This is a genomic window from Amycolatopsis echigonensis, assembly GCF_014174495.1.
GTDB lineage: Bacteria > Actinomycetota > Actinomycetes > Mycobacteriales > Pseudonocardiaceae > Amycolatopsis > Amycolatopsis echigonensis.
The window spans coordinates 84,583-105,210 of the sequence record NZ_JACJHR010000008.1; the positions used below are offsets into that span (position 1 = coordinate 84,583).

The window sequence follows — 20,628 nt, forward strand, 5'->3', positions numbered from 1 at the left end:
GCTTACTGCCGGTAGGTTGTTGTACGGTGCCCTCCGAACAGGCAAAAACCGGCTCAGGAGGGCACCGTGGCTCAGCAGAAGCAGGTCGACGGCAAGGTCGTGCTCATCACCGGAGCCGCTCGCGGGATCGGAGCCGGCCTGGCCGAGCGGCTCGCCGCGCGCGGAGCCAAGGTCGCGCTCGTCGGGCTCGAAGCCGGCGAACAGGAAGCGGTCGCCAAGCGGATCGGGCCGAACGCGAAGTCCTGGGAAGCCGACGTGACCAGCTGGGACGACCTCGAGCGCGTCACCGCGGGCGTGGTCGAGCACTTCGGCGGCATCGACATCGTCATCGCCAACGCGGGCATCGCGACCGCCGGGTTCGTGCGCTCGGTGGACCGCGCCGCGTTCGAGCGGGTGATCGAGGTCGATCTGCTCGGCGTGTGGCGCACGTTCCGCGTCACGCTTCCGCACGTCATCGAACGCCGCGGCTACCTGCTCGGCATCTCCTCGCTCGCCGCGATCACGCACGCGCCGGGCATGGCGAACTACGCCGCCGCGAAGGCTGGCGTCGAGGCGTTCTGCAACAGCCTGCGCGCGGAGGTCGCGCACCTCGGCGTGAAGGTCGGGGTCGCGCACCCCACCTGGATCCGCACCGACCTGGTCGAAAGCGCCGACGCGCACCCGGTGTTCGGCAAGCTGCGGGCCGGGATGCCGGGCCTGCTCGGCAAGACGTACCCGCTGGACGTCGCGCTCGACGACCTGGAGGCCGGGATTCTGCGCCGCGCCCGGACGATCCACGTGCCACGCTGGGTCGGCGGCCTTAAGCTGCTGCGCTCGTTCCTGCCGCCGATCGTCGAACTCGGCGCGCGGACCCGGGTGCCGGCGGCGGACCGGGCCGCGCTGAAGGACGTCGAGGAACGCGGCGCGTTCGAGTCGTCGGTCAACGGCCACGGCGGGCGCGCGGCCACCAAGCGCAGCTGAGGAGAGCCATGTCCCGTCGCGACCAGATCCGGATGACGCCGGACGAGGTGCAGGCCTATCTGGCCGAGCAGAAGGTCATCAACGTGGCCTCGATCGGCCCGAACGGCAGGCCGCACCTCACCGCCCTCTGGTACTACCCGTACGAGGGCGGGGTCGCGACGTGGACCTATGGCGCCTCGCAGAAAGCGAAGAACCTGCGCCGGCTGCCCGAGGCGACCGTGCTGATCGAAAGCGGCGATTCGTACGACCAGCTGCGCGGGCTTTCCTTCGAGGCGGACGTCGAGTTGGTCGACGACACCGACCAGGTCACGACGATGGGGACCGCGCTCATGATGCGCTACTCCGGGGTCGAGCCGGGCGCGCCGGTGCCCGACGAGCTGCGGACCCTCGTCGAACGGCAGGCCCCGAAGCGGGTCGGGCTGATCCTGCGTCCGACGAAGATCACGAGCTGGGACCACTCGAAACTCGGCGGCGTCTACTAGGGCACGAGGGCGACGAAGCTGAGGCCCGACGTGCGTTCCGCCAGGTCGAGAGCGGATTCCGGATCGTCGAGGCCGACCTTCAGCAGCTCGACTGCGGAAAGGTCCAGCGCGCCTGAGCGGATCAGGTTCCACACCGTCCGCACCGTTTCGTCGTCGCTCATCCAGGAGCCGCGCAGGGTGAGCCTGCGGTGCATGAACTCGCCGTACGGAATGGTCAAGTCCTGGCGTACGCCGCCGACGAGCACCAGGGTGCCGCGCACCCGCAGGCTGTCGTAGGCGGCCATCGTCGCGTCCGCCGTCGGCGTGGCACCGAGAGCGTCGAGGGCCACGTCCACCGGCCCGATTGCCGCCGCGTCGGTCGCGCGATCGCCGATCAGCTGGTGAGTACGCACGCGCGGACCGAGTTCGGCCAGCCGATCGAGCGCGACCTTGTTGCGGCCCACCGCCGTCACCGTTGCCGCGCCTTCGGCCAGCGCCAGCAGCACCGCGGCACCGCCCATCTGCCCGGTCGCACCGATCACCGCGACGTCGCGTCCGGCCAGCGGACCAGCGGTGTGCAGGCCCGCGGCGGCCACGCAGAGCCACGGCAGAAACGCCAGCCGCGCCGGGTCCGGGTAATTCTCGGCTCCGGGCAGCTTGACTATCGTTTCCTTGGCGCACAAGGCTTTTTCCGCGAAGGCACCGTCGCGCCACACCTCGCGCATGCGGTCCGTGCGCGCGGTGCCGCCAGAGGCGCCGAGGCCGACCCAGCCGACCAGGATCTCGTCGCCGTCGCCCGCATCGAGCAGCGCGGTGTCCACCACGAGATCACCCGGCGCGACATGGAAAACGTCCGGCGCGACCGCGGTTACCCGGCCAATGCACAACGGTCCGAGGATCAACGGCTTCGGCAGGTCGCCGCGTCCTCCCGACACCACCACATTCGTGTACGCCGGGAGGTGCGCGGCAAGCACCTCCACGACCACTCCGCCGCCTCGCAGCGCGGGTTCCGGCACCTCGGAGAGGCGCAGGCCTTGTGCGTCAACAGTCCAAGCTCGCATGAATCCAGCCTCGCGCGCCGCTAAGCTGGTATCCAGAATCGCGTTATTCTGGTACTGGAGGTTCTAGGGTGAGCGTCGAACTGGGCACGTTCCTGCGCAGCCGCCGTGAGCGGATCGCCCCGGCCGACGCGGGCCTGCCGGTCACCGGACGCCGCCGCACGCCCGGGTTGCGCCGTGAGGAGCTGGCGTTGCTGGCCGGGATCAGCGCCACCTGGCTCACCTATCTCGAGCAGGGCCGCGACGTCCGCCCGTCCGACCAGGTGCTCGACGCCCTGGCCCGGGCACTGCGGCTGACCAGCGCCGAGCAGGAACACCTGCGCCGTCTCGCCAATGGCGGGGCACCCCCTGAAGACGCTGCCGAAGAGGCCGCGCCGGAGGTCGCGGGCGTCCCGGCATTGCTGGGCGACAACCCCGCGTACGTCACCGGCATCTGCTACGACCTGCTCGCCTGCAACGACGCCGCCGCGGAGCTGTTCCGGAACATCGAGCCGGGCGCGAACGTCGTCCGCTGGATGTTCACCGAGCCCGCTGCCCGCGAGGTCCTGGTCGACTGGGAACAGGAGGCGCGCAACATCCTGGCCCGGCTGCGGGCGATCGCCGGACGGCATCCCGGCCACCCGCGCGTGACCCGGCTGGTGGCCGAGCTGACCGAGGCGAGCCCCGAGGTGCGCGAGTGGTGGCCGCACTACGAAATCCAGTTCAGCCACGCAGGTCACAAGCGCTTTCGGCATCCCCGGCTGGGCGTGGTCACCGCGACGCACGCCGCGTTCCACGTGGCCGAGCGTCCGGAGCAGACGCTGGTGGTCTACCGCCTGCCGAGTGGTACTGACGAGTAGGAAGTACTTTCGAGTAACTGTTACCTGAGGTAACATCAACGCTGCCAGACCCCCAGCGCAGCGGAGGCCGACAAGATGACCGAGCGGTTCAAGGTCGTGATCGTGGGCACCGGGTTTTCCGGGCTCGGCCAGGCGATCCAGCTCGAAAAAGCGGGCATCCGGGACTACGTGATCCTGGAGAAGGCCGACGAGGTCGGCGGCACCTGGCGGGACAACTCGTACCCAGGCTGCGCGTGCGACATCCAGTCGCACATGTACTCGTTCTCCTACGCGCAGAACCCGGACTGGAGCCGGTCGTTCTCGCCGCAGCCGGAGATCTTCGACTACCTCAAGGGCGTCGCCGACAAATACCGGCTGCGCGACAAGATCCGGTTCGGCACCGAGATCACCGGCGCGCACTGGGACGAGGGCGAACGCCGCTGGACGGTGGAAACCAAGGGCGGCACCGAGTTTTCCGCGCAGTTCGTCGTCGCCGGCGTCGGCGGACTGCATATTCCGCAGATCCCGAAACTGCCCGGCATCTCCAAGTTCAAGGGCCAGACCTGGCATTCGGCGCAGTGGAACCACGAATTCGACCTGACCGGCAAGCGGGTCGCGGTGATCGGCACCGGCGCGAGCGCGGTGCAGTTCGTGCCGAAGATCGCGCCCGAGGTCGGTGAATTGACGCTGTTCCAGCGCACGCCGCCGTGGATCATGCCGAAGCCGGACCACGCGATGCCGGGCTGGGCCAAGCAGTTGTTCAAGCGCGTGCCCGGCACGCAGCGGCTGTACCGTAACGCGCTGTACTGGATGCTCGAATCCCGCGCGATCGGCTTCAACGGGCACCCGAAACTCATGCAGGCCGCCGAGATCCTCGCGCGCCGGCACATCGCGAAGGGCATCAAAGACCCCGCGCTGCGCCGGAAAGTCACGCCCGACTACACGATGGGCTGCAAACGCGTCCTGCTGTCGAATGACTATTACCCGGCCCTGGACCGGCCGAACGTCGATGTCGTCACTGACGGCGTCGCCGAGGTCCGCGCGCACAGCATCGTCGACACCGCCGGAGTCGAGCACGAGGTCGACGCGATCATCTACGGCACCGGCTTCAAGGTGACCGACGCGCTGGAGTACCTCGACATCACCGGCGTCGGCGGCCGCGATCTCGCGAAAACCTGGGCCACCGAAGGGATCCAGACGCACAAGGGGATCACCGTGTCCGGGTTCCCCAACCTGTTCTTCCTGCTCGGCCCGAACACCGCGCTCGGCCACAACTCCGTGGTGTTCATGATCGAATCGCAGTCCCGTTACGTGGTCGACGCGATCCGGCTGGCCGACTCCCGCGGCGCGGCGGCGCTCGACGTGCGGCCGTCGGTGCAGGATGAATTCCAGGAGCAGATCCAGGAAAAACTCGTCAAGGGCGTGTGGACCCAGGGCGGCTGCAAGAGCTGGTATCTCGACTCGAAGGGCGTCAACCGGACGATCTGGCCGGGCTTCACGTGGCGGTACTGGCTGGAGACCCGGCGCGTCGAGCCGAGCGACTACGAGCTGAGCGGCCGGTCATGAGTGCCGAGCACGAGCAGATCGTGCTCCACGCGCGCGACGTGGAGTTCGACTGGTCGAAGCTGCCGATGCACTGGATTCCCGGGCAGTCGCAGGCCACGCACAGCATCAACGTGCTGCATCTGGCGCTGCCCGAGGGCGAACGCTGGTTCGTCGAGGTGTTCAAGCAGGCCGTACCGCTGATCCGCGACGAGCGGCTCAAGGAGGACGTGCTCGGGTTCATCGGCCAGGAGGCGATGCACGCGCAGGCACACGACGGCGCGGCCGCGCACCTGGAGTCCGCCGGAGTCGCGGTGCGGCCGTACATCGCGCAGATGGAGTGGATGTTCCGGCGGCTGCTCGGCGACCGGCCCGGATCGAGCCGGGAATGGCTGATCGAACGGCTCGCGATGGTCGCGGCGATCGAGCATTACACCGCGTTTCTGGGTCAGTGGATCCTCGACGCGAAGGAACTCGACGCGGCCGGCGCCGACGAGACGATGCTGGATCTCCTTCGCTGGCACGGCGCGGAGGAAGTCGAACACCGCTCGGTGGCGTACGACCTGTTCTGCCACCTCGACGGCCGTTACGGCCGGCGGGTGCGTTCGATGCTCGTGGTGACGCCGGTGCTGGCGTGGATTTTCGTGCGCGGGACCCGATTCCTGATGAAGAACGACCCGACTCGCCCGGGCCGCACCAGCTGGCGGGCTTACCGGCGCGCTGCCCGCCAAGGGCTGCTGCCGGGACCGCGCGAACTGCTGCGCGAAATCCGGCCGTACTTCCGGAAGTCCTATCACCCGACCGAAACCGGCAACACCGACCAGGCGGTGGCGTACCTGGCGAGTTCGCCCGCGGCCCAGGCCGCCGACGCTCCGCGATGACCGCACCGCAGTTCCCGCCCCGGCTCGACGGCAGCGGCAGACGCGACCGGCTGATGTCCACATTGGTCGCGGTCGGCGCGGCTTATCGAAGGCTGGCCGAGATTTCCGGGCGACGCCGTCCGCCGGTGCGACAGGTCGACCGTCGGCTGCAGCTGGTCGTTGAAGCCGTGCGCACCGAGGCCGACGGCGTGGTGAGTCTCCGGCTCGTGCATCCGGACGGAAATCCGCTGCCCGCTTGGCGTCCCGGCGCGCACATCGACTTGCTATTGCCTTCTGGAATGGTGCGGCAGTACTCGCTGTGCGGCTCGCCTTCCGACCTGTCGCACTACCGGATTGCCGTGCGGCGCATCGGTTCCGCGTCCGCCGAGGTGCACGCGCTCACCGCCGGAACCCGCGTCACACTACGCGGACCACGCAACGCTTTCCCGTTCGTCGCCGCGCCCGCGTACCACTTCGTGGCAGGCGGAATCGGGATCACGCCGATTCTGCCGATGGTGCATCGCGCGGAAGCGAGCGGCGCGGACTGGCGGCTGGTCTACACCGGCCGCAATCGGGAGTCGATGCCGTTCCTCGACGAACTTCCGGCCGAGCGAGTGCGGATCCGGCCGGACACGGAGTTCGGCATTCCGGCATCCGGCGCGGAATTGCTGGAGGAGATGCCCGACGGAGCTTCGGTGTATTGCTGCGGCCCGATGCCGATGATCACCGGCGTCCGCGTCGACCTGGCCCGCACGGGCGCTGCCGCGGTCTACTTCGAACGGTTCTCGCCGCCGCCGATTGTGGACGGCCAACCATTCCGCGTGGTCCTGCGCCGCAGCGGGCTCACCCTCGACGTGCCCGCCGACCGCTCCACGCTCGACGTGGTGCGCGAGGTGCTGCCCGACGTGCCGTACTCGTGTCGCCAGGGCTTCTGCGGCACCTGCGAGGTGGCGGCCGAAGACGGCGGGCGCGTGCGGATCTGCGTAGACCGCGGGCCCGCCGTCCTGGAGCTTTAACCCCGCGCCGGAACCCAGTCGCCGAGCACCGGCTTGAACTCGCGCACCGTCCGCTCCGCCACGACGCCTTCGAGCGCGTACGGGTCGTTGTCGATCAGCTTGGCCAGCGCCGCCTCGTCCTCGGCCTGCCACAGCGTCAGCCCGCCGGAGTCGTCGGCGAGCGGACCCGCCACCGCGACGCGACCCGCCGCGGCGTGCTCTTTCAGGTAGTCCCGGTGCCGCGGCCGGACATCGGCCAGCTTCTCCTGGACATAGCGGATTTCGACGAGGTACCAGGCCATGCGCTTACTCCCGGGATGAGCACGACAGTGACGCCGCAGACGCTACCGGTGACGGCCGGGCGGACGCACCATGCGAGCGGTGGCAGCGGGAGGCCAACCCGATAGGCTAGGTGCGGGCGGAACCTGTGTGCACGCTGTGCCTATCGCGCACGCGCTGGGGCCTGCGGAGCGGACACGTCGAGGACAGGCGGGGATACATGCTGGAGGGGAACGCGGAACGCAGCGTCGAGGCGACCCTCGGCCACCTGCGGACCATGGACGGACCGGTCCCGGCGCAGCCGCCGACCGCCCCGTTGAACCTGGAGGACCTCTACCGGCAGCACCGGATGCGGCTCGTGCGCCTCGCCATCCTGCTGGTCGACGAGCCGGCCACGGCCGAGGACGTCGTGCAGGAGGCGTTCACCGGCCTGCACCGCAACTGGGGCAGGCTGCGCGACGCCGCGGCGGCGGTCGGCTACCTGCGCACCGCCGTGGTCAACGGATCGCGCAGCGTGTTGCGCCGCCGCAAGACCGCCCGCGAGTACGTGCCCCCGCACGCGGTGAACGCCCGGTCCGCGGAAAGCCTCGCCATGCTCTCCAGCGAGCACCAGGCCGTCGTCAACGCCCTGTCGAAGCTTCCGCCGCGCCAGCGCGAGGTGCTCGTGCTGCGCTACTACGGCGGGTTGAGCGAAGCGGAGATTTCCGAGGCGGCGGGCATTTCGAAGGGCACGGTGAAGTCGACCGCCAGCCGCGCGCTGGAGGCATTGCAGAAGGCAATGCAGCCGCCACAGTGACCTGGCCGGACCAATCTCGCGCGCGTCGGCCCTCTCTGGTCCAGACCAATATATGCTGGTCCCCGTGAAGCACCCCGGAGACTTCGTCATCACGGGCGGCCGCGTCGTGGCCCCGGACCGCGTACTCGACGACGGCTGGCTCGCCGTGTCCGGCGGACAGATCGCCGCGGTAGGCATCGGAACGCCCCCGAGCAGCCCGGATACCGCGACGGTGGACGTCGCCGGGGCACTGGTCGTGCCCGGTTTCGTGGACACCCATTGCCACGGCGGCGGCGGCGCGTCGTTCTCGACGCTCGACCCGGACGAGATCCGCACCGCGATCCGCGCGCATCGGCGGCACGGCACCACCACCATGCTCGCGAGCCTCGTCTCCGACCCGATCGACCTGCTCACCGAGCAGATCGCCGCGCTGCGCGAGCTCGTGCAGGAGGGCGACCTGGCGGGCATCCACCTGGAGGGTCCGTTCATCTCGCGCGCCCGCTGCGGCGCCCACGATCCGGACACTCTGCGTGAACCGGACACCGGCACCGTCGAGAAGCTGCTGCGCGCCGGGCACGGCTCCATCCGGATGGTCACGCTCGCCCCGGAGCTCAGCGGCGGCGTCAAGGCGGTCCGGCAGCTCGCCGAGTCCGGCGTGACCGCCGCGATCGGCCACACCGACGGGGTCGCCGAGCAACTGGTCCCGGCCATCGACGCCGGAGCGACGGTCGCCACCCACCTGTTCAACGGCATGCGCCCGCTGCACCACCGCGAGCCGGGCCCGGTCGGTGTGCTGCTCGACGACGAGCGCGTGACGGTCGAGCTGATCTGCGACCTGGTCCACCTGCACCCCACGGTCGTGCGGCTGGCCGCGCAGCACGCGGGCCGCGGACGGACCGTGCTGATCACCGACGCCATGTCGGCCACCGACGCCGCCGACGGCCGCTACACCCTCGGCCGGCTCGAGGTCGACGTCCACGACGGCGTCGCCACCCTGGACAACGGTTCCCTGGCCGGGAGCACGTTGACCATGGACAACGCCTTCCGCAACCTGGTGAAGGGTGCCAAACTCGACGTACTGGACGCCGTCCGGGCGACGTCGGCGCGACCGGCCGAACTGCTCGGCATCGCCGACCGCACCGGAGCGCTGCGTCCCGGCCTGGCCGCGGACGCCGTGATCCTGGACGACGACCTGCGCCCGACCCGGGTCCTGCACCGGGGCGAATGGGTGGCCGAGGCGGGCCGGGCTACCTTGAGTACGTGACGAGCTAGCACTTCGACAGGCGGACGGAGCGGATGAGCGAGCCGAAAGACCCGGAACGGTTACTGGCCGACGCGCTGCGTGCACAAGCCGTCTTCGCTCCGCACGTCCTGCCGAACCCGGTCGAGGAGCAGGCTGGCTCCGACGCCGCTTCCGGTGCTTCGGGCACCGGCTCGCAGGGCGCGGTCCAGCCCGGCGCTTCCGGCTCGTTCCGAGCCGCTGGCGGGCCCGGCATCTCCGGCTCCGGCTCGTTCGGCTCCGCGTCGTTCAGCGCCCCGGCCGATGCCGGCGCGCCGTCGCAAACCGGCCCGACCACCGAACTGCCGCCCAACTACGGGCTGCTGTCCGGAGCCGGCGCCGATTCGCTCGCCCGCGAACGCGCCGCCCTCGACGCGGCCGACCACACCTCGCCCGGCACCACCGGCTCGATCCCGCCGGTCGGGGCCAGCGACACGACCGTCCGCCGCCCGGCCCAGACGCCGCAGAACGGCCCCCTGCCCGCGCACTGGGTCCTGCTGCTGGCGGTGCTGCTCGGCCTGGCCGCCGGGTCCGTCATCGGCCTGCTGACGCTGATCTGAGCCGGTTCCGCCCCGGCTTGCCCGGACGGCCGCTCCGGCACGGCATTCCCGGGCCGAGTTCTTCACTCCGATCCCACACCGATGACCTGCGATTCCTTGCCCGATGAGGTCGCACTGAGTCACCCTGTACCGTTTTCGGTGTGATTCTCGCCCAGAACACAGTGACCACCATGTCCCTGCTGCCGTCGTGGCTGGACCCGCAGCATCTGCTGAACGGCCTGACGGTGCCCGTGATCGCGGTGCTGTGCTTGATCATCTTCATCGAGAGCAGCATCTTCCCGGTGCTGCCCGGTGACTCGCTGCTCTTCACCGCGGGCCTGTTCATCGCGAACGGCACGCTGAAGGCTCCGCTGTGGCTGGTGTGCGTGCTGGTCACGGTCGCCGCGCTGGTCGGCAACGTCGGCGGGTACTACCTCGGCTACTTCGTCGGGCCGAAGCTGTTCAGCAGGCCGGACTCGAAGTTCTTCAAGCAGGAGTACGTCGACAAGACGCACGCGTTCCTGGAGAAGCACGGTCCGAAGGCCGTCGTGCTGGCCCGGTTCGTGCCGTTCGTGCGGACGTTCATCACCTGGATCGCCGGCATCGGCCGGATGGACCCGAAGCGCTACTTCACCTACACGGTCATCGGCGGCATCCTCTGGGCCGCGGGCATCACCGTGCTGGGGTCGCTGCTGGGCAACATCGGCTTCATCCGGGACAACGTCGACGCGATCTTCGTCCTGATCGTGCTGGTGTCGGTGGTGCCGATCGCCATCGAGTACCTGCGCGGCCGCCGCGGCAAGAAGGCTCGCGCCGCCGACAATTCGGCCGATGTCACGCAGCAGATCCCGCGCGTGCGCGATTGACTCTTCCGAGCTCTGAAACCGAAGCGGCGTCCGGATTCCCGGACGCCGCTTCGTCGTACTGGGGTCGTGCGGAGGGTCAGTCGGTCATCGAGAACATCGAACCCGGGTTGAAGAGGTTTTCCGGGTCGAGGGCCTGTTTGATCTGCCGGTGCACGCGGATCCCGACCGGGCCGATCTCGCGGGCGAGCCATTCGCGCTTGATCTTGCCGACGCCGTGCTCGCCGGTCACCGTCCCGCCGAGGGACAGGCCGACGTCGAGGATCTCGTCGAACGCCTGCTGGGCGCGCGCGAACTCGTCCTCGGAATCGGGGGCGTACACGATGGTCGGGTGCATGTTCCCGTCCCCGGCGTGGCCGACGACGGCGATCTTGAGCCCGACTTTTTCGCTGATCCGTTCGCAGCCGCGGATCAGTTCGGCGATCCGGGTGCGGGGCACGCTGACGTCGTCGGTGAGCCAGACGCCGTAGGTCTCCAGCGCGGTCAGCACGACGCGGCGGGCCTGCAGCAGCATCTTGCCCTCTTCGAGGTCGTCCGTGGCGTAGACGAGGTCGGCGCCGCAGTCGGTGCAGATCTGCTCGAGCAGCGCCAGTTCGCGCCGGGCCGCCTCGCCGCCGGCGTCGGACTGGCCGAGGAGCAGGGCCTGGCAGTCGGAGCCCGCGCCGAGGTCGGTGTTGAGGTAGGTCTCGGAGGCCTTGATCGACGCCGCGTCCATGATCTCCAGCAGCGACGGCACCAACCCCTCGCGCACCGCCCGCGCGACCGCCTCGCCGGCCGCCTCGGTGGTGTTGAATCCGGCGACGAAAGTGGCCGGGGCCTGCGGAAGCGGCCGCAGCGAGACGGTCGCCTGGGTAATCACGCCGAGCGTGCCCTCGCTGCCGATGAACAGCTTGGTGAGGTCGTACCCCGCGACGCCCTTGACCGTGCGGCGGCCGGTTTTCAGCAGCGATCCGTCGGCGAGCACGACTTCCAGGCCGAGCACCGAATCGGTGGTCACGCCGTATTTCACGCAGCAGAGGCCGCCGGCGTTGGTGGAGAGGTTCCCGCCGATGGTGCACCAGTCGTAGCTGGACGGGTCGGGCGGATAGAACAGGCCGTGCTTCTCGACGGCGGACCGGAAGTCGAGGTTGACGACGCCCGGCTGCACGACGGCGAGCCGGTTGCCCGGGTCGACCTCGACGATCTCGTTCAGCTTCGTCAGCGAAAGCACGACACAGCCGTCGATCGCGTTGGCCGCGCCGGAAAGCCCACTACCCGCCCCGCGCGGCACGATGGGGACTCTCGCTTCGGCACAGGCACGGACAGTCGCCTGCACTCCCGCGGTATCCGCCGGAAGCACTACCGCCAGCGGTTTGCCCGAGGGAGCGAGCGGCATCATGTCGCGCGCGTACGCGTCGGTGACGTCAGCGTCGGTGAGCACCGCGGCCGGGCCGAGGTCGTCCCGGAGCCGCTGGAGGAGGGCGTCGTTGCTCATCTCCGCATGGTAAACCGAGATCTCCGCAGTGCGGAATATTAATTCCGATCTTGCCTGGTCCGCTGGGCGCGCAGCACGGTGTCGCGCGTGTGCGCCGTGCCCGGCGGGGCTGGTGCAACCCGCGGCCGGCTCTCGTTGACGAGGACGGTCCATCCGTCGCCGAGAACCCGCGCGATGTCGTCAGGCTGGCAATAGCCGGAGTGCTCCGGCCCCAGGTCCCGCGGATCATGACTGGCGAAGAGAAAGGTCCCACCGGACGCGACGACGTCGAGCAGCTTCCGCACCACGCGGTCGTCCTTGCGGAGCGGGAAATACTGGACGCTGACCAGGTCGAACGCCCCGGCCGGAAGCGGACTCGCGGCCAGATCCGAACACACCCAAGCAATCCCGGCATTGGCGGCGGCCGCTCGCCGCAACGCGGTGCGCGAGATGTCGATAGCCGTCACCTGCCAGCCACGCGCCGCCAACCACCGCGCGTCGGCCCCCTCGCCACACCCGACGTCCAACGCCTGCCCCGGCGGCAACCCCTCGACCTCGGTGACGAGCACCCCGTTGGGTTCGCCGCTGAACACCTGCTCACGGCTGCGGTAGAGGTCTTCCCAGAACTGCGTGGTTTCGGATTCCCCGGACGGAGCCATTGTCGTTACCACCTCCGCCGTTCACGATTCCGCTGACTGAGCCGGACGACAAGGTTCTTTGCCGGAACCGCAAAGTTCCTTCCGGAAGATCGTCGGGTCACCTGAGTCGATCCCGTCTGGTGGCCGCGCTGGAGAAGCTTCGGAGACGAGCGCCCGGACAACTGCCGAAGCGGATTGCCACGAACCCACGTGTCCCGGCGACCGTCCTCCCTGTCGGACAAGCACCGGTGCTGTAGCCAGTCCTCGTCGCCCGGCAGACAGACGCCTGGGTGAAGGCCGCAGCACGCAACTCCAGGAGCCGACGCCTGCGGAACACCTGGCACCGCGCAGGAGAAGCCTCGGAGACGAGCGCACCGGCCTGGGCAAGAACCAAAACGGGCTCCCGCGAACCCACGCATCCCGGCTACCGTCCTGCCTGCCAGCCAAGCACCGACAGAAGTCGCTCGGCCTGAAGCATGCCCATGCCCAGCAACCAGAATCCTCACCGGCGCAGTAGGCAACCCGCGCTGGCCGTCAGGCTGGCGGCTCTCGTCCTCGGGTGAAGACCGCGACCAGCATGAAGCTCCAGGAGCCGACTCCCGCAGAGCACTGGCGGGTGCGCAGGAGAAACTTCGGAGACGAGCGCACCGGCTTGGGCAGAAGCCGAAACGGGGCACCACGAACCCACGCGTCCCGGCGGCCGTCTCCGCCCGGCTCGGATCAGGCGGGATGCGATCCGCATCGGCCAAGCAGTGACGGCAGCAGCTCGGTCTGGAGGATTTCCCTTGCGCGGCAACCAGAACCCCTCACCTGCGAGGTAGCCAACCTGTGCTGCCCGTCAGGCAGGCGACTCATTCGCCTGCCTGACGGGACCAGATCATGCGCACATCGCGGGCTCCTCCGGTTGAGCTTCCTGCGGGCGGTTTCGCCGACGGCCCAACAGGAAGTACGCCTGCAGTGCGGTGTACACGAGAATCGCGGCGCCCACCCACGCGCTCGTGTGCAGTGCCGTCACGAAGGATTCTCGGGCGGTGCTCAGCAGTTCCGCGCCCTCGGCGGCGGGCAGGGTGTGTGCGGTGGCTACGGCGCCGCCCAGGGTGTCGTGGGCCGCGGCTGGGGTGGTGGCGGGCAGGCCGGACTGGTAGACCGCCGTGGCGAGGCTGCCCAGCAGGGCGGTGCCGAGTGCGCCGCCCAGTTCGTAGCCCGTTTCCGAGATCGCCGACGCGGCACCGGCACGGTTGACCGGGGCGGCGGAGATCACGAGGTCGTTCGTGAGGGTTTCGGACAGCGACACCCCGCCGCCGACCAGGACGAACGCCACCACGACCGCGGCAAGTCCGGCGTCGGCACCGATCATGGTCAGGACCAGGAAGCCGGCCGCGCCGAGCAGCAGGCCGAGGCTGATCAGGACCGGCACCCGGACTCGGCGGGCGAGCCAGGCGGCAGCGAGGGCACCGACGACTCCGGCGACCGTCGCGGGCAGCATCCACAGCGCTGCGACCAGCGGGGTCAGCCCGAGCACCAGCTGCAGGTATTGCGGCAGCAGGAACAGCAGCCCGACCAGGGCGAACACGCCCAGCAGGTTTGTGATCACCGAACCGGCGAACTTGCGGTTGGCGAACAACCCGAGGTCCAGCATTGGCTGATCAAGCCGCCGCTGCCGGCGCACGAACGCCACGCCCAGCGCGAGCCCGAGCACCATCGCGGCACCAGCCGACCAGCTCATCCCCTCCGTCGCGGCGATCTTCACGCCGTAGACGACCGGCAGCATGGTGCCGAGCGACAGCAGCGCCGACCACGGGTCGAAGCGGCCCGGGTTCGGGTCGCGGAATTCCGGCAACAGCAGCGGTCCCGCGACGAGCAGCAGCACCATCACCGGCACGTTGATCAGGAATACCGAACCCCACCAGAAGTGCTCGAGCAGCCAGCCGCCGACGACCGGGCCGACCGCCATCCCGCCGGAGAACGCCGCGCTCCAGATCGCGACCGCGGTGCGCCGCGTGCGGTCCTCGGTGAAGATGCTGCGGATCAGCGACAGCGTGGACGGCATCAGCGTCGCACCGCCGACGCCCAGCAGGGCCCGCGCGACAATCAACATCAGCGGCGACGTGGCGAACGCCGCCAGCACCGAGGCCGCGCCGAACGCCGCACCGCCGATGAGCAGCAGCCGCCGCCTGCCGATCCGGTCGCCCAGCGTGCCCATGAAGACCAGCAATCCGGCCAGGACGAACGAGTAGACGTCGACGATCCACAGCTGCTCGGCGCCCGTGGGCGCGAGGTCCTCGCTGAGGTAGGGCAGGGCGAACCCCAGGACTGTCGTGTCCACGCTGATCAAGAGGACCGGCAGCACCAGAACTGCCAAAGCCCACCACTGGCCTCCGCGCCGCACCATGGCGCACTCTTCCTTTCTTGTACCGTCCAGACGGTACAGTTTCGTTCCTGAGGTAGAAGGTAAACCGTCTGGACGGTATAGTCAAGGCGATGCCTAAACCTTCAGCACGCGAACGCATCCTCGGTTCGTACGAAGTCATCCTCGCCGACCGCGGCCCGGCCGAGATCACGCTCGACGCGGTCGCGGCGCACGCCGGGGTGTCCAAGGGCGGCCTGCTCTACCACTTCGGGTCGAAGGACGCTCTGCGCGACGGCCTGCTCGAACGCCTGGAGCGACTGACCGACGAAGACCTCGAACGCGCGCGCAACGCGCCGGAAGGCGTGGTCCGGCACTACCTGCGCTCGTCGATCACCGACGTCACGCGCGACCTGGCACTGCACCGCACAACGATGGCGGCGCTCCGCCTGGTGCTCAACGACCCGGTCGCGGCGGAGGTGTCGCGCCGCTGCACCGAACGCACGCGCGAGCTGATGCTGGAGCACGTCGAAGATCCGGTGACGGCGGAGCTGGTGATGCTGGTCGGCGAGGGCCTCTACATGCGCGCGGCGCTGGGCGAAGAGGTGACGGACCGCCTGCTGGCGCAGATCGAGGACATCGCGGACCGGATCGAGGCCGGGGCACCGGCCACGGCGACCGTCGCGGCAGGACGCCGCAAGGACTGAGCCGCCGGGGGATGACACGGCGAGAAGGCAGCCCGAATCCGAGCCATCCCGCATACCGAAGCACGAGCGCGATTCGGCTGGCCCGAGGCCGAGCCGAAAGCCCCAGGGGCACCAGCTAAACCGGCTGAAGGCGGCCAGGCTGGCACCCCGCCGAAGCGAACCCTCAGGGCTGCCGGATCAACCCTCGCCCGGGACCGTTCACGGCAGCCTCCTCTCGGGACCGGAGCCCGAAGATCGAGGCAAGCACGATCCCGCGAGGCCGAACCCAGCCGGGAAAACTCAGCGAACCAGCCCGTAAACCCGCTCGATCTCCACCGTCAGCACCAGCCGCCGATCCGCCACCATCGCCGCGCGGTACTCCGCCCAGTCGGGATGCTCGCCCGCCACCTTGCGATACAGCGCGATCAGCGCCTCCACCGTCTCGTCGTCCGGCGACGAAGCGACCGGCGTCAGCACCGCGCGCCCCTCCGCCACCGCGTACGACCAGCCGTTCGACGACGCCACGTGGTAGCTCACCCGCGGATCGCGGCGCATGTTCTTCGTCTTCGCGCGCGTGTCCGTGATCGACACCTGCAACTGGCGAGCGTCGCGGTCGAAGTAATGCGTCACCGTCGACAGCTGCGGGCGGCCGTCTCGTTTCAGGGTCGCCAGGACGCCTTGCTTGCCCGCCGCAATGAGGTCGTAGAGCGCTGTGTCGTCAGTCATACCCCTATGAAGGCCCGCCGCGAGGGATCTGTTCCCGCCGCGCACCCCGGATGACCAGCGGCGTCGCCAATCGGGAGAAACCGGACGTTACCCCTCCGGTTTAAATCTGCTTGCATGCGGCAACTAAAGTGTCTTGTGACACAACCATGGGCCGACCGCTTGCGAAATACGCCGTACGGGCACACTCTTGCTTAAGGCAACTAGTTGCAGTCGCCAACCAATGGTTTGCTCCACCCCAAGGAAGACCCACATGGCACCTCAGAACTCCGCCGTCAGGCCAGAGGCCGACCTCGACCTTGCCGACCAGCTCGGGCACGAGCTGGTCCGGTTCATGCGCTTGATCACCAAGGCGAAGTCCCAGGTCGCCAAGCACGGGCCGGACGGGATCGAAAGGGCCGCGTACGCGATCCTCTTCTGCCTCGTCCACGAAGGCCCGCAACGCACCAGCAAGCTGGCCGAGTCCCTGCACTCCGAAATCTCCACGATCAGCAGGCAGTCCAGTTCGCTCGTGCAGCACGGACTCGTCGAACGGCAGGCCGACCCCGAGGACGGCCGCGCCTGCTTGCTCGCCCCGACCGCCGAAGGCCTCCGGGTCTTCGACGAAAACCGCAAGCACCGCGCCCGGTGGCTGGCCGAAGTACTCGGCGATTGGAGCCAGGAGGAGCGCGAGACGCTCAACGAGCTTCTCGCGCGGCTCAACACAGGTATCGAAAAGAACAATCCGTCCCTGTCCGACACCGCAGGGACGGCACAGGCCAAGGGGGCCTCGAACGCATGACGTCCACCGTTGAAAAACAACCTCAGTCGCGAGGGGGAGCGCCCGCTGAAAACAGCGAGAGCGGTCCGCGGCTGACTCACCGCCAAATCGTCACGATCATCAGCGGCCTGATGTGCGGCATGTTCCTCGCCGCGCTCGACCAGACGATCGTGGGAACCTCGATCGTCCGGATCGCCAACGACCTGCACGGCTTCGACCTGCAGGCGTGGGCGACCACGGCGTACCTGATCACGTCGACGATCGCCACGCCGATCTACGGCAAGCTGTCCGACATCTACGGCCGCAAGCCGTTCTACCTCGCCGCGATCGCGATCTTCGTCGTCGGTTCAGCGGCCGCGTCGGCCTCGACGTCGATGTACGAACTGGCCGCGTTCCGCGCGGTGCAGGGTCTCGGCGCCGGCGGTCTGATGTCGCTGGCCATGACGATCATCGGCGACGTGGTCCCGCCGCGGGAACGCGCGCGGTACCAGGGTTACTTCCTCGCTGTGTTCGGCACTTCGACCGTGCTCGGCCCGGTGCTCGGCGGCTTCTTCGCCGGCTTCGACACCCTCGGCGGCCTGCACGGCTGGCGCTGGGTCTTCCTGATCAACGTGCCGATCGGCGTCATCGCGCTGTTCGTCGTCGCGAAGGTGCTGAACGTCCCGCACAACCGCCACGACCACAAGATCGACTGGTGGGGCGCGCTCACCATGGTCATCGCCGTGGTGCCGTTCCTGATCGTCGCCGAACAGGGCCAGAAGTGGGGCTGGGGCGACACGAAGTCGATCTGGATGTACGGCATCGGCGGCGTCGGCGTGGTGCTGTTCATCGTCGTCGAAAAACTCATGAAGGACGCCGCGCTCATCCCGTTGCGGCTGTTCAAGAACTCGACCTTCACCGTCGCCATCATCGGCGGCGTGATCGTCGGTGTGGCGATGTTCGGCGCGATCACGATGATCCCGCAGTACCTGCAGGTCGTGCAGGGCTACACGCCGACCCAGTCGGGCCTGCTGATGCTGCCGCTGATGGTCGGCATCATGTCCGCGTCGATCATCTCCGGCCGGATCACGTCGAAGACCGGGCGCTACAAGATCTTCCCGGTCATCGGCACCCTGCTGATCGCGGCGGGCGCGTTCTTCTTCGCCCAGGTCAAGTACGACACCCCGATCTGGCACCCGCTGGTCGCCGCGCTGATCATCGGCCTCGGCCTCGGCCAGTGCATGCAGACGCTGATCATCGCGGTGCAGAACGCGGGCCCGCGCAAGGACATGGGCGTGTCGACCGCGTCGGCCACGTTCTTCCGCCAGATCGGCGGTACCGCCGGTGTCGCGGTGTTCCTGACGATTCTGTTCAACGTGCTGCCGGACAACATCACCAAGGCGTTCGGCGGGCACCTGCCCCCTGGCGCGGGCAGCAAGATCGGCGACGTGTCCAGCAACACCAGCGTCATCCAGACGCTGCCGGAAGCGGTGCGCACGCCGATCCTGATCGGCTTCACCGAGTCCATCACCACGGTCTTCTACGTCGCGGGCGGCGTCGCGCTGCTGGCCACGCTGGTGCTGCTGTTCATGAAGGAGATCCCGCTGGCGGGCATGAACCCGGCGGCGGCCGCGGTCGAAGGCGGCGAGGCGCTGCTGGAAGGCCTGGACGAGCCCGCCCCGGCCGCGGACGACACCGCGGAGCTGAAGACCGCGGGTTCGCTGTTCGAGGAAGGACCGAAGGAGCCAGTGCTCGTCGGAGCAGGAGGGAAGCACGCGTTGACCAACGGCCACGGCGATGCACAGGCGGTGGCTGGCGCCCGGCCGATGCCGATCACCAACTCGGTGGCCGACGCCGAATTCGGCACGACCGCCGGCTCGGGCGGCGTCCCGGTCACCGGCCACGTGCGCCGTCAGGACGGCAGCCACGTGAGCGCGGCCGCGCTGACCCTGATCGACCAGCAGGGCCGTCAGGTGGCGCGGGCGACCGGCAACGGCGACGGCAGCTACTCGATCCCGACCCAGGGTCCGGGAACGTACGTGCTGATCGTGTCCGCTCCGGGGCACCAGCCGCAGGCCTCCAGCGTGGTGGTCGGCGGGCACCCGGCGAACCTGGACGTGACGCTCACCGGCTCCGGCGAGCTGACCGGCGTGGTCCGTTCGATCGGCACCGCGACCCCGCTGGCGAACGCGACGGTCACGCTGACCGACTCGCGCGGCGAGGTCAACGGCGCGTTCATCACCGCCGAGGACGGCGTCTACACCTTCAGCGGCGTCGGCGCCGGGCAGTACACGCTGGTCGCGAGCGGCCCGCACTACCGCCCGGTCGCGGTCACGCTGACGGTGCCGGACAGCGGCGTGCTGCGCCACGACGTCGAACTCGCCGGCGCGGTGCTGCTCCAGGGCGTCGCGCGCACCGAGGGCGACCGGATCGTGCCGGACGCGCGGATCACCGTGCTCGACGCGAACGGCAACGTCGCGGCGGTGGCCCGCACCGACAGCGAGGGCCGGTACGTGGTCAGCGACCTGCCGATCGGCTCCTACACGGTCGTGGCGAGCGGCTACCCGCCCGCCACCAGCCAGGTGACGCTGAACGACGGCGAAGCCCAGCACGACGTGCGGCTGGGCTACGACCAGGCGCTCGACGAGCTGGTCGATCGCGCATGAGCGGGGGCCTGCGCGCACAGCTGCGCTCGAACGGCGGGTGGCCGGTCGAGAACGCGGTGCTCACAGTCACCGACTTGAACGGTCGCCAGGTCGCGCGGCAGGTCACGGACGCGAAGGGGGCAGTGGTCACTGACCCGCTGCCCCCGGGCGTCTACACCGCCGTGATCACCGCGCCGGGGTACACGCCGCTGGCCCGTACGGTGCAGATCGGCTCCGACGGGGCCGGGCTGCTCGGCGACATCGCGCTCGTGCCGGTTTCCGGCGCGGTCGAGCTGCCGCCCGAGGGGCCGTGGACGATCGACCCGATGCACTCGTCGGTGGTCGCCACCGCGCGGCACATGGGCATCGCGAGCATCAAGGTGCGGTTCCCGGACGTGGCCGGGCGGATCGAGGTCGCCCGGCCGGTCGAGCGGTCGACGGTGCGCGCCGAGATCAAGGCGGGCAGCATCGAAAGCGGCATCAAGATGCGGGACGACCACCTGCGTTCGGCCGAATTCCTCGACGTCGACGCGTATCCGCTCATCACGTTCGAGAGCACCGGGCTTTCCCAGCTGGGCACGGATAATTGGGCGCTGCGCGGCGTGCTCACGCTGCACGGCGAACGCCGCGATGTCACGCTGGACCTGCGCTACACCGGGCACGGTCCGGACCCGTGGGGCGGCGTCCGTGCCGCGTTCCACGCCGAAACGCAATTGCACCGCAACGATTTCGCGATCAACTACAGCGCGATGGTGCGGGCAGGCGTGGCCGCGATCGGCACGACCGTCAAGGTCGAGCTGGACATCGAGGCGGTGCAGGGCGAGTCCCTGCCGCAGTTCTAGAGAACGACCGCGACAGGCCGCCCGGGAACTGTTCCGGGCGGCCTGTTCGTTGCCTGGGCGAAAAGGGTGAACAGTCTGGTTACCCCAGGAATACCCAAAGTCACCGTATGCGGAGGATTCGATGGT

The 20,628-nt window shown here is 69.2% G+C and carries 20 protein-coding genes; 14 read left to right on the forward strand and 6 right to left on the reverse strand.

All coding sequences use genetic code 11. From position 1 onward, the window contains the following. Nucleotides 1–66 precede the first annotated feature (66 nt). Nucleotides 67–960 carry an SDR family oxidoreductase gene (locus H5411_RS07990; RefSeq protein WP_101436914.1) on the forward strand — a complete coding sequence of 298 codons (894 nt, stop codon included), beginning with the start codon at nucleotides 67–69 and terminating at the stop codon, nucleotides 958–960. A gap of 8 nt (nucleotides 961–968) precedes the next feature. Next, complete coding sequence (locus tag H5411_RS07995; protein WP_101436913.1) at nucleotides 969–1,442, forward strand: pyridoxamine 5'-phosphate oxidase family protein; 474 nt, start codon at nucleotides 969–971, stop codon at nucleotides 1,440–1,442. Here H5411_RS07995 and H5411_RS08000 read toward each other — a convergent pair. Next, a complete protein-coding gene (locus H5411_RS08000) occupies nucleotides 1,439–2,482 on the reverse strand; it encodes a zinc-binding dehydrogenase (RefSeq protein WP_101436912.1) in 1,044 nt (347 codons plus the stop codon). The two genes, H5411_RS07995 and H5411_RS08000, sit on opposite strands and share 4 nt — an antisense overlap. Nucleotides 2,483–2,550: 68 nt before the next feature. Between H5411_RS08000 and H5411_RS08005 the strand changes: the two genes are divergently transcribed. The 4 genes from H5411_RS08005 to H5411_RS08020 all read left to right on the forward strand — a co-directional run bounded on the left by H5411_RS08005 (nucleotide 2,551) and on the right by H5411_RS08020 (nucleotide 6,715). Then, the gene (locus H5411_RS08005) at nucleotides 2,551–3,318 is read left to right on the forward strand and encodes a helix-turn-helix transcriptional regulator (RefSeq protein ID WP_101436911.1); all 768 of its coding nucleotides are present in this window, start codon (nucleotides 2,551–2,553) and stop codon (nucleotides 3,316–3,318) included. Between the two features lie 75 nt (nucleotides 3,319–3,393). Further along, nucleotides 3,394–4,863, forward strand: a complete 1,470-nt coding sequence (locus H5411_RS08010; RefSeq protein ID WP_183123420.1) for a flavin-containing monooxygenase — start codon at nucleotides 3,394–3,396, stop codon at nucleotides 4,861–4,863. Continuing rightward, entirely contained in the window at nucleotides 4,860–5,720 is an 861-nt protein-coding gene (locus H5411_RS08015) for a metal-dependent hydrolase (protein WP_183123421.1), read from the forward strand. The genes H5411_RS08010 and H5411_RS08015 overlap by 4 nt, the downstream gene beginning before the upstream one ends. Then, nucleotides 5,717–6,715: a PDR/VanB family oxidoreductase gene (locus H5411_RS08020; protein ID WP_183123422.1), complete on the forward strand. Its 999-nt coding sequence runs from the start codon at nucleotides 5,717–5,719 to the stop codon at nucleotides 6,713–6,715. Before H5411_RS08015 ends, H5411_RS08020 begins: the two co-directional genes overlap by 4 nt. On the opposite strand, the gene H5411_RS08025 is transcribed toward H5411_RS08020, so the two are convergent. After that, entirely contained in the window at nucleotides 6,712–6,996 is a 285-nt protein-coding gene (locus tag H5411_RS08025) for a YciI family protein (RefSeq protein WP_183123423.1), read from the reverse strand. The two genes, H5411_RS08020 and H5411_RS08025, sit on opposite strands and share 4 nt — an antisense overlap. A gap of 197 nt (nucleotides 6,997–7,193) precedes the next feature. On the opposite strand from H5411_RS08025, the gene H5411_RS08030 reads away from it, so the two are divergent. The 4 genes from H5411_RS08030 to H5411_RS08045 all read left to right on the forward strand — a co-directional run bounded on the left by H5411_RS08030 (nucleotide 7,194) and on the right by H5411_RS08045 (nucleotide 10,432). After that, nucleotides 7,194–7,769: a SigE family RNA polymerase sigma factor gene (locus H5411_RS08030; RefSeq protein ID WP_051172562.1), complete on the forward strand. Its 576-nt coding sequence runs from the start codon at nucleotides 7,194–7,196 to the stop codon at nucleotides 7,767–7,769. 52 nt (nucleotides 7,770–7,821) lie between these two features. Then, nucleotides 7,822–9,012: an N-acetylglucosamine-6-phosphate deacetylase gene (gene nagA, locus H5411_RS08035; protein WP_183123424.1), complete on the forward strand. Its 1,191-nt coding sequence runs from the start codon at nucleotides 7,822–7,824 to the stop codon at nucleotides 9,010–9,012. Between the two features lie 32 nt (nucleotides 9,013–9,044). Next, on the forward strand, nucleotides 9,045–9,587 hold the full coding sequence (locus tag H5411_RS08040) for a hypothetical protein (RefSeq protein ID WP_183123425.1): 543 nt from the start codon (nucleotides 9,045–9,047) through the stop codon (nucleotides 9,585–9,587). 140 nt (nucleotides 9,588–9,727) lie between these two features. Continuing rightward, complete coding sequence (locus H5411_RS08045; protein ID WP_101436904.1) at nucleotides 9,728–10,432, forward strand: DedA family protein; 705 nt, start codon at nucleotides 9,728–9,730, stop codon at nucleotides 10,430–10,432. Nucleotides 10,433–10,508: 76 nt separating this feature from the next. Here the strand turns inward: H5411_RS08045 and H5411_RS08050 are convergent, their stop codons facing one another. From H5411_RS08050 to H5411_RS08060, 3 genes are all read right to left on the reverse strand, one after another. After that, a complete protein-coding gene (locus H5411_RS08050; RefSeq protein ID WP_101436903.1) occupies nucleotides 10,509–11,903 on the reverse strand; it encodes an FAD-binding oxidoreductase in 1,395 nt (464 codons plus the stop codon). A 38-nt stretch (nucleotides 11,904–11,941) separates the two neighbouring features. Beyond that, complete coding sequence (locus H5411_RS08055) at nucleotides 11,942–12,541, reverse strand: class I SAM-dependent methyltransferase (RefSeq protein ID WP_183123426.1); 600 nt, start codon at nucleotides 12,539–12,541, stop codon at nucleotides 11,942–11,944. An 856-nt stretch (nucleotides 12,542–13,397) separates the two neighbouring features. Further along, the gene (locus H5411_RS08060; protein WP_101436901.1) at nucleotides 13,398–14,912 is read right to left on the reverse strand and encodes an MFS transporter; all 1,515 of its coding nucleotides are present in this window, start codon (nucleotides 14,910–14,912) and stop codon (nucleotides 13,398–13,400) included. An 89-nt stretch (nucleotides 14,913–15,001) separates the two neighbouring features. Here H5411_RS08060 and H5411_RS08065 point away from each other — a divergent pair, with 89 nt between their 5' ends. Beyond that, nucleotides 15,002–15,574 carry a TetR/AcrR family transcriptional regulator gene (locus H5411_RS08065; protein ID WP_101436900.1) on the forward strand — a complete coding sequence of 191 codons (573 nt, stop codon included), beginning with the start codon at nucleotides 15,002–15,004 and terminating at the stop codon, nucleotides 15,572–15,574. 279 nt (nucleotides 15,575–15,853) lie between these two features. Here H5411_RS08065 and H5411_RS08070 read toward each other — a convergent pair whose 3' ends face one another. Next, nucleotides 15,854–16,279, reverse strand: a complete 426-nt coding sequence (locus H5411_RS08070; RefSeq protein ID WP_101436899.1) for a PPOX class F420-dependent oxidoreductase — start codon at nucleotides 16,277–16,279, stop codon at nucleotides 15,854–15,856. A gap of 250 nt (nucleotides 16,280–16,529) precedes the next feature. Here H5411_RS08070 and H5411_RS08075 point away from each other — a divergent pair, with 250 nt between their 5' ends. Genes H5411_RS08075 through H5411_RS08085 form a run of 3 tightly spaced genes read left to right on the forward strand, consistent with a single transcriptional unit; the run spans nucleotide 16,530 to nucleotide 20,502 of the window. Then, on the forward strand, nucleotides 16,530–17,057 hold the full coding sequence (locus tag H5411_RS08075; protein WP_101436898.1) for a MarR family winged helix-turn-helix transcriptional regulator: 528 nt from the start codon (nucleotides 16,530–16,532) through the stop codon (nucleotides 17,055–17,057). Next, complete coding sequence (locus H5411_RS08080) at nucleotides 17,054–19,681, forward strand: MFS transporter (RefSeq protein ID WP_183123427.1); 2,628 nt, start codon at nucleotides 17,054–17,056, stop codon at nucleotides 19,679–19,681. The genes H5411_RS08075 and H5411_RS08080 overlap by 4 nt, the downstream gene beginning before the upstream one ends. Beyond that, nucleotides 19,678–20,502, forward strand: a complete 825-nt coding sequence (locus H5411_RS08085) for a YceI family protein (protein WP_183123428.1) — start codon at nucleotides 19,678–19,680, stop codon at nucleotides 20,500–20,502. The genes H5411_RS08080 and H5411_RS08085 overlap by 4 nt, the downstream gene beginning before the upstream one ends. Nucleotides 20,503–20,628: the final 126 nt, after the last annotated feature.

Bases quoted from the DNA above. Each gene is read 5' to 3' on its own strand.
- H5411_RS07995 (WP_101436913.1), top strand. From the start codon at position 969: ATGTCCCGTCGCGACCAGATCCGGATGACGCCGGACGAGGTGCAGGCC.
- H5411_RS08000 (WP_101436912.1), bottom strand. From the start codon at position 2,482: ATGCGAGCTTGGACTGTTGACGCACAAGGCCTGCGCCTCTCCGAGGTG.
- H5411_RS08010 (WP_183123420.1), top strand. From the start codon at position 3,394: ATGACCGAGCGGTTCAAGGTCGTGATCGTGGGCACCGGGTTTTCCGGG.
- H5411_RS08015 (WP_183123421.1), top strand. From the start codon at position 4,860: ATGAGTGCCGAGCACGAGCAGATCGTGCTCCACGCGCGCGACGTGGAG.
- H5411_RS08020 (WP_183123422.1), top strand. From the start codon at position 5,717: ATGACCGCACCGCAGTTCCCGCCCCGGCTCGACGGCAGCGGCAGACGC.
- H5411_RS08025 (WP_183123423.1), bottom strand. From the start codon at position 6,996: ATGGCCTGGTACCTCGTCGAAATCCGCTATGTCCAGGAGAAGCTGGCC.
- H5411_RS08030 (WP_051172562.1), top strand. From the start codon at position 7,194: ATGCTGGAGGGGAACGCGGAACGCAGCGTCGAGGCGACCCTCGGCCAC.
- nagA (WP_183123424.1), top strand. From the start codon at position 7,822: ATGCTGGTCCCCGTGAAGCACCCCGGAGACTTCGTCATCACGGGCGGC.
- H5411_RS08040 (WP_183123425.1), top strand. From the start codon at position 9,045: ATGAGCGAGCCGAAAGACCCGGAACGGTTACTGGCCGACGCGCTGCGT.
- H5411_RS08050 (WP_101436903.1), bottom strand. From the start codon at position 11,903: ATGAGCAACGACGCCCTCCTCCAGCGGCTCCGGGACGACCTCGGCCCG.
- H5411_RS08055 (WP_183123426.1), bottom strand. From the start codon at position 12,541: ATGGCTCCGTCCGGGGAATCCGAAACCACGCAGTTCTGGGAAGACCTC.
- H5411_RS08060 (WP_101436901.1), bottom strand. From the start codon at position 14,912: ATGGTGCGGCGCGGAGGCCAGTGGTGGGCTTTGGCAGTTCTGGTGCTG.
- H5411_RS08065 (WP_101436900.1), top strand. From the start codon at position 15,002: ATGCCTAAACCTTCAGCACGCGAACGCATCCTCGGTTCGTACGAAGTC.
- H5411_RS08070 (WP_101436899.1), bottom strand. From the start codon at position 16,279: ATGACTGACGACACAGCGCTCTACGACCTCATTGCGGCGGGCAAGCAA.
- H5411_RS08075 (WP_101436898.1), top strand. From the start codon at position 16,530: ATGGCACCTCAGAACTCCGCCGTCAGGCCAGAGGCCGACCTCGACCTT.
- H5411_RS08080 (WP_183123427.1), top strand. From the start codon at position 17,054: ATGACGTCCACCGTTGAAAAACAACCTCAGTCGCGAGGGGGAGCGCCC.
- H5411_RS08085 (WP_183123428.1), top strand. From the start codon at position 19,678: ATGAGCGGGGGCCTGCGCGCACAGCTGCGCTCGAACGGCGGGTGGCCG.